Origin of the sequence: Streptomyces sp. NPDC060027 (assembly GCF_042737005.1) — a bacterium.
GTDB lineage: Bacteria > Actinomycetota > Actinomycetes > Streptomycetales > Streptomycetaceae > Streptomyces.
This window is the reverse complement of the sequence record NZ_JBHWVI010000278.1, coordinates 1-9,943: the sequence shown is the minus strand read 5'-3', so window position 1 is coordinate 9,943 and position 9,943 is coordinate 1. Positions and strand designations below refer to the sequence as shown.

13 protein-coding genes and 1 pseudogene are annotated in these 9,943 nt (G+C 68.7%); 4 read left to right on the top strand and 10 right to left on the bottom strand.

From position 1 onward, the window contains the following. Positions 1-14: 14 nt before the first annotated feature. From ACFWBT_RS38515 to ACFWBT_RS38495, 5 genes and pseudogenes are all read right to left on the bottom strand, one after another. The gene (locus tag ACFWBT_RS38515) at positions 15-692 is read right to left on the bottom strand and encodes a TetR family transcriptional regulator (protein ID WP_385708137.1); all 678 of its coding nucleotides are present in this window, start codon (positions 690-692) and stop codon (positions 15-17) included. 162 nt (positions 693-854) lie between these two features. Next, positions 855-1,370: a thiol-disulfide oxidoreductase DCC family protein gene (locus ACFWBT_RS38510; protein ID WP_385708131.1), complete on the bottom strand. Its 516-nt coding sequence runs from the start codon at positions 1,368-1,370 to the stop codon at positions 855-857. A gap of 5 nt (positions 1,371-1,375) precedes the next feature. Next, positions 1,376-1,783, bottom strand: coding sequence for a hypothetical protein (locus tag ACFWBT_RS38505; protein ID WP_266761969.1), 408 nt, complete (start codon positions 1,781-1,783; stop codon positions 1,376-1,378). Positions 1,784-1,930: 147 nt separating this feature from the next. After that, positions 1,931-2,347 carry a VOC family protein gene (locus ACFWBT_RS38500; RefSeq protein WP_385708128.1) on the bottom strand — a complete coding sequence of 139 codons (417 nt, stop codon included), beginning with the start codon at positions 2,345-2,347 and terminating at the stop codon, positions 1,931-1,933. A gap of 493 nt (positions 2,348-2,840) precedes the next feature. Further along, positions 2,841-3,159 (bottom strand): annotated as a pseudogene (locus ACFWBT_RS38495) (hypothetical protein); the annotation flags it as partial. A 102-nt stretch (positions 3,160-3,261) separates the two neighbouring features. Between ACFWBT_RS38495 and ACFWBT_RS38490 the strand changes: the two are divergent. The 4 genes from ACFWBT_RS38490 (at position 3,262) to ACFWBT_RS38475 (ending at position 5,223) form a co-directional block, all read left to right on the top strand. Continuing rightward, positions 3,262-3,690 (top strand): hypothetical protein, encoded by a 429-nt coding sequence (locus ACFWBT_RS38490; protein ID WP_385708125.1) that lies wholly within the window; start codon positions 3,262-3,264, stop codon positions 3,688-3,690. Further along, complete coding sequence (locus tag ACFWBT_RS38485) at positions 3,684-3,956, top strand: helix-turn-helix transcriptional regulator (RefSeq protein WP_385708122.1); 273 nt, start codon at positions 3,684-3,686, stop codon at positions 3,954-3,956. Before ACFWBT_RS38490 ends, ACFWBT_RS38485 begins: the two co-directional genes overlap by 7 nt. 20 nt (positions 3,957-3,976) lie before the next feature. After that, positions 3,977-4,426 carry a DUF6326 family protein gene (locus ACFWBT_RS38480; RefSeq protein WP_385708119.1) on the top strand — a complete coding sequence of 150 codons (450 nt, stop codon included), beginning with the start codon at positions 3,977-3,979 and terminating at the stop codon, positions 4,424-4,426. 86 nt (positions 4,427-4,512) lie between these two features. Next, entirely contained in the window at positions 4,513-5,223 is a 711-nt protein-coding gene (locus ACFWBT_RS38475) for a DUF4386 domain-containing protein (protein WP_385708116.1), read from the top strand. Positions 5,224-5,318: 95 nt separating this feature from the next. Here the strand turns inward: ACFWBT_RS38475 and ACFWBT_RS38470 are convergent, their stop codons facing one another. The 5 genes from ACFWBT_RS38470 to ACFWBT_RS38450 form a co-directional block, all read right to left on the bottom strand. Continuing rightward, positions 5,319-6,098 (bottom strand): succinate dehydrogenase iron-sulfur subunit, encoded by a 780-nt coding sequence (locus ACFWBT_RS38470; protein WP_385708113.1) that lies wholly within the window; start codon positions 6,096-6,098, stop codon positions 5,319-5,321. Then, positions 6,098-7,852, bottom strand: a complete 1,755-nt coding sequence (gene sdhA, locus ACFWBT_RS38465; RefSeq protein WP_385708110.1) for a succinate dehydrogenase flavoprotein subunit — start codon at positions 7,850-7,852, stop codon at positions 6,098-6,100. Before sdhA ends, ACFWBT_RS38470 begins: the two co-directional genes overlap by 1 nt. A gap of 23 nt (positions 7,853-7,875) precedes the next feature. Next, a complete protein-coding gene (locus tag ACFWBT_RS38460) occupies positions 7,876-8,367 on the bottom strand; it encodes a succinate dehydrogenase hydrophobic membrane anchor subunit (RefSeq protein WP_266761979.1) in 492 nt (163 codons plus the stop codon). A 5-nt stretch (positions 8,368-8,372) separates the two neighbouring features. After that, positions 8,373-8,753, bottom strand: coding sequence for a succinate dehydrogenase, cytochrome b556 subunit (gene sdhC / locus ACFWBT_RS38455; RefSeq protein WP_385708105.1), 381 nt, complete (start codon positions 8,751-8,753; stop codon positions 8,373-8,375). Between the two features lie 167 nt (positions 8,754-8,920). Continuing rightward, positions 8,921-9,493: a 2-oxo-4-hydroxy-4-carboxy-5-ureidoimidazoline decarboxylase gene (locus ACFWBT_RS38450; RefSeq protein WP_385708134.1), complete on the bottom strand. Its 573-nt coding sequence runs from the start codon at positions 9,491-9,493 to the stop codon at positions 8,921-8,923. Between the last annotated feature and the right edge of the window lie 450 nt (positions 9,494-9,943).

The window sequence follows — 9,943 nt, the reverse complement described above, 5'->3', positions numbered from 1 at the left end:
CAGCTCCTCACCCCCTACCCCTTCGGCGGGCGCCCCGGCTCCTGGCCCTTCTTCCTGGCCGGGTCGGGCAGTGCCTTCGTCATCCCCGGCAGGAAGTCCGTGAACAGTTCGTGCACCTCGTGGACGAGGGGCCGCAGGAGACGGAAGCGGGAGAGCGAGACGCCGCGCGCGGTGAGGCGCGCCCCCCGCTCGGCGAGCCGGTAGCTGCGCTCGCGGCCCTCCGTACGGTCGAAGACCCAGTACAGGACGAGCCCCATCTGGGAGAGCCACATCAACTCGGGCAGCACGTCGCGCAGTTCTTCCGGCACCTTGGTCTTCGCCCCGGCCAGCACCTCCCGGTGGACGCTGATGGCCTCCACGCGCGCGTGCTCCGACTCGGGGGAGAAGGGGCTGAGCGGACTGTCCGGGTCGGCGGCGTTCTTGAAGAACTGCACCGCGAACTCGTGGTACGGCGTGGCGATGTCCAGCCACGCCTTCAGGACGCCGCCCAGCCGGGCCTCCAGGTCCGTCTCGCGGTCCAGCACCTCCCGGACCGCCTCCTGGTGCTCGCCGGCGATCCGGTCGTAGAAGCCCTGGATCAGGTGCTCCTTGCCGGCGAAGTAGTAGTACGCGTTGCCGACGGAGACCCCGGCCTCTTTGGCGATGGCCCGCATCGTCGTCTTGTCGTACCCCCGCTCCTGGAAGAGCCGCATCGCCGTCTCCAGGATCAGGGCCCGGGTCTGCTCGCTCTTGGCGGGGCTCTTCGCCGCCTCCTTGTCCACCGGTACGGAGGGCGCGGAGGGCTCGGAGGCACGGGAGGACTCGGAGGACCCGATGGGGCCGGGGCTGTCTGTCGGTGCTGGCACGGGACGAGCCTAACGAGTGGGAGCGGTGGAACATTCGCCGCTGTCGCAGGCGGGGGGTAGGTACGTCCATCCCGCGGTCGGGTCGTAGCTCCACCCGTCGCCCCAGTGGTACGCGCCACCGCCCCATCGTTCGGACACCTGGGCCTCGCGCCATTTGGCGGCGGCGAGCGTCGCGCCCCTGGCCAGCCTGGCACCCGCGGGGGTGCTCAGCCGATGGGCCAGCGCCCGGTACTCGCGCAGCGCCCACAGGGCGACGACCCAGGCGGCGGCTCCCTGGTACACCTGCCCGCCGTCCCCCACCACGGTGATCTCGCTCAGGGTGGCGCGGTGATCGAGGCGCGGGAAGCGCCGCCGGGCCTCTTCGGAACCCACGGGGACGAACCGGAGCGGGACGAGCTGCGCCTGCCGGGCGAGCCAGTGCTTCAGGAAGGCGCACAGCGAGCAGCGCGCGTCGTAGAGGACGGTGAGCCCGAGGACCGGGACGCGCGCGGCGCCCCGGTCCCGGGTGGCTGAGATGCCGGCCATCGGTCTCACGCCCCGGCCGCGGGGGCGATCCAGTCCGTCGGCTGCACCGGCGGCGTCTGCTCCCGCTCCATGACACCCCGCCGCCGGATCTTGTTGAGCACGTACACGTTCCCCAGGTGCATGACCCCGAGCACCAGCAGGACGACGCCCAGCTTGGTCGACAGGGCTTCGAAGATCTCGCGGGCGTTGGAGATCTCGTCGCTCTGGTGCAGATAGAGCGCGACGAAGCCCAGGTTGACGAGGTAGAAGCCCACCACGAGCAGATGGTTCACCGCGTCGGCGAGCTTCTCGTTCCCGTGCAGTACGTCCGCCAGGAAGATCCGCCCGTTGTGGCTCAGCGTGCGTGCCACCCAGACCGTCAGCGCGATGCTGACCAGCAGATAGATGACGTACGCGACGACCGTGAGGTCCATGTCCCCACCCCTTCTTGAACGCGTTCAAAACGCTGTCTGGGATGAATGTAGACCTGCTTTTGAACATGTTCAAGTCGGATCTCGCGAGGGCGTTCCCGGTGCTCGCGCCGCACGGTGTCCAGGGGTGGCGCGCGGGGGCTGCCGGGGCTACCGCTGGGCCCCGCGGGCCAGTTCGGGGCGCTTGGTGTAGTCCGTCAGGCCGATGACGTTGCCCCAGGGGTCGGCGATCTCGACGGTCCAGCCGGTGGCGCCGGAGAGCGGCTCGCCGAGGGGGGTGATGCCGGCGGCGGCCAGCGAGCGGGCCGCGGCCCGGGCGTCCGCCACCTCCACCCACAGCCGTGGCGACGCCCACGGTGGCGGCCGGTGGCTCAGCTCGTCGTCCAGCCGCAGCAGTACGCCCGGCGTCTCCTTGCCGACCTTCAGCACCGCGATGCCGGCCTCGTCGAGCCGGAAGGCCGGCGGGAACCCCGCACGCTCGTAGAAGCCCACGGCCTCGCCGAGATTCCCGACGGGCAGCAGCACGTTGTCGAGTCCGAGAAGCTCGTATGACACGTCATCTGGCATGCCATCAGGTTAGGGACCGCCGGGGGCGGGTGGGGCGGGCCCGACCGCGGGCCGAACATGTGATCACCCGTTGAGGTGAAGCGCCTCCCGTTCCCCCTGGGTGCGCTGGATCGACAGGTGAGACTCCGGCCCGTGGGAGCAGTGATGAGCGCCGCAAGGCGTTCGGATCGCACGACCCTCTCCGCGCAACCACCACGTCATCCAGGTCCGTTACGAACTCGGAGACAAAGCCGGAGCCGTGAAGCCGCCGGGCAACAAGCGGACCGGCTGCGCCCCGGTGTGTACCAGCGCGCGCGAGTACACGTCGTGGCCTGCCGGCAGACCTCGAGCACGCCTCTTCGTTCCGTCACGTCATCCGCCCGGCTCCGGCCCGGCCGACCTGGTATTCGGCGAGTCGGCCCGGCGGCGCCTCCACGGGGTCTCCGCCGTCGGCCCCGAACCGCCCCTACCGTCTGTCGCCACGTCCTGTTCCACCTGCCAGAAGTGCGGGACCCCTTGCCCGTGACTCGGCACGGTCCATGGCCGGCCTCGGCCTCCCGGAGGTGGCGCAGCGCGCCCTTGCGGTCGCCGGTCTGTGCGGCGGCGTGCGCCTGCCGGCCGACGGGGAGGCCGGCATCCGGGGGCCGGCTTTCGGTGAGGCGGCGGCAGTGGCGTCGGCCAGTTCCATGGCCTCCGCCCCGTGGCGGAGGCCGGCTGCCTGCGTTCACGCCTCGCAGGGTGGTGCAGAACGTCGGGCGGTCCTCGGCCGCGCCTGCCAGTCCCAGAGCCTTGCCGCCCGGGCGCAGCTTCCCCTGCAGCGAAGAATCAACGGCCGGCTCGTGACGATGTGGGCCGCCTGTCAAAGTTTCTAGACATCGCGTCAAACATTGGTTACCTTGGCGATGTCAAAGATTTCGTACATGAGGAGGATGGCGGTGACCCACGAGGAGAAGCGGGCGTGGATCATGCTCGTGGTCACGGTGGTGGCCTACTGCGCCTACGCGGTCGTCATCGTCGGCCGGGCCGACGGGCATCCGCTGTCCGAGGTCGCCTACACCGGCGTCCTGCTGTGGACCGTCGGGGGGGCGATCGTCGCGGCGATCGTGGCGGAGATCGGGATCGGCATGGTGAGGCCGGGGGCGTCCCGCGAAAAAGATGTGCGGGACAAGGAGATCGGTCGGCGCGGAGAGCACATCGGGCAGTCGTTCGTCGTGATCGGCGCCGTCGCGGCGATGCTCATGGCGATGGCCGGCTGGGACCGGTTCTGGATCGCCAACGTGATCTATCTGTGCTTCGCGCTGTCGTCGGTCCTCGGCTCGCTCGCGAAGATCATCGCCTACCGCGGGGGCTTCCAGCAATGGTGAAGCCGACGCACGTCACGAACTCGATCCGTGCGCTGCGCTTCGCCAACGGCGAGATGACACAGGCCGAGCTCGCTGAACGGATCGGCGTCACCCGGCAGACCGTCATCGCGATCGAGCAGGGCCGGTACTCGCCGTCCCTGGAGATGGCCTTCCGGATCGCCCGGGTGTTCGGCGGTCCGCTCGACGAGGTGTTCCAGTACCCCGACTCCGTCGAGGAGCCGACGGACGAGCGCTCGGGCGGCAGCGGTCAGGGAGAGTCCACGTGAGGAGACCAGTGAGATGTGAAATGCGGGGCGCTGACAGGAAGGCCAGGCCGGCTCGGCTGTCCGCGCTGTGGATCTTCGTGATGTTCAACTATCTCTACTGCGACGTCGTGGGGCTGATGGACTCCGGGCTGTTGCGGCAGTACATGACCGGGCGCGTGAACGGTGTGGACCTCAGCCAGGGGTCTCTGCTCGGCGCGTCGGTGCTGATGGAGCTCCCCATCGCCATGATCCTGGTGTCGTGGCTGGCGCACCACCGCGTGAACCGCTGGGCGAACGTCGCCGCCGGGAGCATCATGACCCTCGTTCAGTCGGCGACCCTGTTCTCCGGCACCCCCACGGCCTACTACCTGTTCTTCAGCATCATCGAGATCGCCTGCGCGGCGCTGATCGTCCGGTACGCCTGGATGTGGCGTCCCACGCAGACCGCCGCTGTTCCGGGCGTCTCCCAGCAGGATCCGGCGGTGCGGTGATGATCCAGTGGAGGACTGCCCCGACCAGCGTCACGGCCTCCGGCCCATCCGGCATCACGGCGGAACTGCCGATGCGGAGGGCGGGCTTGGTCGCGGGACTCGGGTTGCTGGGGATGACCGTCGTCTCGGCCTTCAGCTTCTCGGTGTTCAGCAACCTGGTCGTCGCAGGGGATGCCACCCGGACAGCTCGCGCCATCGGCGACCACGAGCTGCTCTTCCGGGCCCTCACCTGCGGCTTCCTGATCGTGGCGGTGCTCGACGTGGTGGTGGCGTGGGCGCTGTACGTGCTGTTGGCACCTGTCGACAGGAACGTCGCCCTGCTTTCGGCGTCGCTGCGGGTGGTGTACGCCGCCGTCTTCGCGGCCGTGCTGGGCCACCTTCTCGCCGCTGTGCGTCTGCTGACCGACACCACAGCCCAGGACGCGTTCGACACGCGGCAAGTGGACGCCCAGGCCCTGGCATCGGTGAACGCGTTCAAGGACGGGTGGGATGCGGCTCTGGTGATCTTCGGGCTGCATCTGCTGGTCCTTGGCCACCTCGTGCTCAGGTCGGGCTACATCCCCAGAATGCTCGGCGTCCTGCTGATGATCGCTTCCCTCGGCTACGTCGTGGACGGCCTCGGCAGGTGCCTCTCCCGGGGCTACGGCGCCAACGTCTCCGGGTACACCTTCGTGGGGGAGGCGCTCCTCATGGTCTGGCTGCTGTGGAAGGGCCGGCACCTACCCGGTCGTCCGGCTACGAGGCGAGCGCGTGGGCTGGTGTCGAGAGCATCATCGTCGGCCGAACGGCTTTTGTGAGCCGTGATCGATCCGTCTCACCCGATCCTGGCCCGGCGCGCATGGGCCCCGCTTCCAGAGGGAAGCGGGGCCCACGGCGATGTACGGGAAAAACCTCAGAACCGCCGAGTGATCAGCGCCCTCTTCACTTCCTGGATCGCCTTCGTGACCTCGATGCCTCGGGGGCAGGCGTCCGTGCAGTTGAACGTCGTGCGGCAGCGCCACACGCCGTCCTTGTCGTTCAGGATCTCCAGGCGCTGCTCGCCCGCCTCGTCACGCGAGTCGAAGATGAAGCGGTGGGCGTTCACGATGGCGGCCGGACCGAAGTACTGGCCGTCGTTCCAGAACACCGGGCAGGACGACGTGCACGCCGCGCACAGGATGCACTTCGTCGTGTCGTCGAACTTCTCGCGGTCCTCGGCGGACTGCAGACGCTCGCGCGTCGGCTCGTTGGTGTCCTTCGTGATGAGGAAGGGCATCACGTCGCGGTACGCCTGGAAGAACGGGTCCATGTCGACCACGAGGTCCTTCAGGACCGTCAGACCCTTGATCGCCTCGACCGTGATCGGCTTCTCGGGGTTGAGGTCCTTGATCAGCGTCTTGCAGGCGAGACGGTTCTTGCCGTTGATCCGCATGGCGTCCGAGCCGCAGATGCCGTGCGCGCAGGAGCGGCGGAACGTGAGCGTGCCGTCCTGGTCCCACTTGATCTTGTGCAGCGCGTCGAGGACACGCTCCTTGGGGTCGATCTCCAGCTGGAAGTCTTCCCAGACCGCTTCCGCCGAGATCTCCGGGTTGAAGCGGCGGATGCGGAATGTGGCGGTGATGTACGGGGAGTCGGCGAAACCGGGCTCGGGTGCGCCGGCCGCGTCCGCCTTGTCCAGGGTGGGAGTAGCCATCAGTACTTACGCTCCATCGGCTGGTAGCGGGTCTGGACGACCGGCTTGTAGTCGAGACGGATCGACTCGGCGCCGTCGTCGCCGACCTCGCGGTACGCCATGGTGTGGCGCATGAAGTTGACGTCGTCGCGGTTCGGGTAGTCCTCGCGGTAGTGACCGCCGCGGGACTCCTTGCGGGCGAGCGCGGAGATGGCCATGACCTCGGCCAGGTCGAGCAGGTTGCCCAGCTCGATGGCTTCGAGGAGGTCCGTGTTGAACCGCCGGCCCTTGTCCTGGATCGAGACGTTCAGGTAGCGCTCACGCAGCTCCGCGATCTTCTCGACCGCCGTCTTGATCGTCTGCTCGGTACGGAACACCATCACGTTGGCGTCCATGCACTCCTGCAGCTCCAGGCGGATCGCGGCGACCCGCTCGGTGCCCGTGGAGTTGCGCAGGCGCTCGACCTGGGCCACGACCTGGGAGGCCGGGGCCTCGGGCAGCTCGACGTAGTCGGCCTTGGCCGAGTACTCCGCGGCCGCGATGCCGGCCCGGCGTCCGAAGACGTTGATGTCGAGCAGCGAGTTCGTGCCGAGTCGGTTGGCGCCGTGCACCGACACACAGGCGACCTCACCGGCGGCGTACAGGCCCGGAACGACCGTGGTGTTGTCCGAGAGGACCTCACCCTGGACGTTCGTCGGGATGCCGCCCATGGCGTAGTGCGCGGTGGGCTGGATCGGGATCGGGTCCGTGTAGGGCTCGATGCCGAGGTAGGTGCGCGCGAACTCCGTGATGTCGGGCAGCTTGGCGTCCAGCTGCTCCGGCGGGAGGTGCGTGAGGTCGAGATAGACGTGGTCGCCCTCGGGACCGCAGCCGCGGCCCTCGCGGATCTCCGTGTAGATGGAGCGGGACACGACGTCACGGGACGCGAGGTCCTTCATGACCGGCGCGTACTTCTCCATGAAGCGCTCGCCGTCCTTGTTGCGGAGGATGCCGCCCTCACCGCGGGCGCCCTCCGTCAGCAGGATGCCCATGCGCCAGATGCCGGTCGGGTGGAACTGGAAGAACTCCATGTCCTCCAGCGGCAGCCCGCGACGGTAGACCGCCGCCTGGCCGTCACCCGTCAGGGTGTGCGCGTTGGAGGTCACCTTGAAGAACTTGCCGGTGCCGCCGGACGCGTAGATCACGGCCTTCGCCTGGAAGACGTGGATCTCGCCGGTCGCGAGCTCGTAGGCGACGACGCCCGCCGAGTGCTTGACCCCGTCGATCTCGGTGATGAGCTGGTCCAGGACGTAGAACTCGTTGAAGAACTCCACGCCCTCCTTGACGCAGTTCTGGTACAGCGTCTGGAGGATCATGTGACCGGTGCGGTCCGCGGCGTAGCAGGACCGGCGGACCGGGGCCTCGCCGTGGTTGCGGGAGTGACCGCCGAAGCGGCGCTGGTCGATCGTCCCGTCGGGCGTCCGGTTGAACGGCAGGCCCATCTTCTCCAGGTCGAGGACCGAGTCGATGGCCTCCTTCGCCAGGATCTCGGCGGCGTCCTGGTCGACCAGGTAGTCACCGCCCTTGACCGTGTCGAAGGTGTGCCACTCCCAGTTGTCCTCTTCCACGTTGGCGAGCGCGGCGGCCATGCCGCCCTGCGCGGCGCCCGTGTGGGAGCGCGTGGGGTAGAGCTTCGTCAGCACGGCGGTGCGGCTGCGCTTCGTCGCCTCGATGGCGGCGCGCATGCCGGCGCCGCCGGCGCCGACGATGACGGTGTCGTACTTGTGGATCTTCATGAGTGGTTGCCTCAGCCCCGTGCCTAGCGGATGTTCGGGTCGAAGGTGAAGATCACCAGCGTGCCCAGCAGAATCGTGAACACCGTGGCGGTGTACAGCAGGCCCTTCAGCCAGAGGCGCGTGCCCGCGCGCTCCGCGTAGTCGTTGATGACGGTACGCAGGCCGTTGGCGCCGTGCAGCATGGCGAGCCACAGCATCGCGAGGTCCCAGACCTGCCACCACGGGTTCGCCCACCGGCCGGCCACGAAGGCGAAGCCGATCTTGGAGACGCCGCCGTCGAGGACGAGCTGGATGAGCAGGTGGCCGATGACCAGGACGACCAGGACGATGCCGGACAGGCGCATGAAGAGCCAGCCGTACATCTCGAAGTTGCCGCGAGTGGACTTCGGGGTCTTCTTGGTGCGCTTGCGGGGGGCCTCGATGAACGGGGCCGGGTTGTCGACGCTGTAGGCCGAGAATTCTCCGGCGCCCTCGACGGGGCCGATGCCGGAAGCGGCGGTGTCAGTAGTGGACATCTGCGTCAGCTCCCGAACACTTCGCGGAATGCGTGACCGAGGATCGGGTACAGAGCCCCGAACATCAGCACGACCCAGATACCGACGACGGACCAGAGCATCTGCTTCTGGTAGCGCGGGCCCTTGGACCAGAAATCGACGGCGATGACACGCAGGCCGTTGAGCGCGTGGAAGAGGATGGCGGCGACGAGGCCGTACTCCAGCAGCGCGACGATCGGCGTCTTGTACGTGGACACGACCTTGTCGTAGTTCTCGGGGGAGACACGGACGAGAGCGGTGTCCAGGACGTGTACGAACAGGAAGAAGAAGATGAGGACGCCGGTGACTCGATGAGCCACCCAGGACCACATTCCTTCCCGGCCGCGGTACAGCGTTCCAGCCGGCACGGAAGAACCCTCCGGGAGCGGGGATTGGGGCCGCGCCGGCTTCTCTGTCGGTCGGGCCCGGCCGGGTACGGTCCACCGGCCCCGGCCATCGTAGCGACGTGTTGTCGGAACGCTTACAGCGGCCCTATCAATGTGATCAAACTGGCAATCAATCAGGCACGTTCGGGCTATTGCGGGCGCCTGATGTCGGCGGGTCGCGGTTCGTCGGTGAACTGGCGCACGAGTCGGGCCAGCCGGCCGCGGGCCAGTCTGCGCAGCTCGTCGGCGGTGATGACCCGTTCTTCCTCGGGGTCGTGCGTCAGGCGCGACCGGATGCCGGCGAGCACCTGGTCGAGAGCCTCCCCGGCGGCGAGTCCGTCCAGACAGATGACGAACACATGTCCGAATCGACTCTCGTACGCGGCGTGCGCGGCGCTCAGCGCGGTGTGGGCGGCGGAGTACGCGCCGTCCGGGAGCAGCGTGAGCGATTCGCCGGCCAGGGCTTCGGCCACGTCGGCCGAGGTCAGGTCGTACGCCGCCTCGTCGGCCGCGGCCAGCAGCGCGCCGAGATCCGGGTAGGGGCGGTGGTCGGCCAGGCGATGGGCCCAGCGCGGGCTGCGGCAGCAGGTGAGCAGGGCGCGGGTGACCACATCGACGGGTGCGGAGTTGAATCCGTCGAGGCGGGCCGGGGACGGCGCCGCGCTCTTCTGCTCGGGGAGGGCGACCTGGCCGGGGAGGCGTGGGAGACGGTGCGACGTCAGCGTGGGTCCTCGGCGGTGGGATGGAGACGCGCGACGTCGCGTGAGCGTGACATGCGCGCGGTACGTGTGTTTCGGCAGGGGGAGAAGTGAAAGGTGTGCCGCTCACGCTATCGAGGTGTGTCGAGAGCTGTCCGACGGATGCCCGGATTTCACCCGCACGGGAGAGTTTCGGAGCGTGCTGTGGACGATCGCGGTGACGTTCGGGGCAGAGTTCGCGGTGGTGCGGAGGGGCTGGAGAGGTGGACTTCGCGATGGAGGAGTACACCTGGATGGGGGAACGGACCCCGATGGCGACACGAGCACGGCGCCATGAGCGTGGCGAATGAGCACGGCGAAATGAGGGCTGCGGAGTGAGTGGTGGCAGGCGGCGGGCGCCGCGGCGGCGGACATGGCAGACCGGGCGGCCCGGCCGGGCCGGCCGGGCCGGGCTCGCCGCGGGCGGTCTGGCGG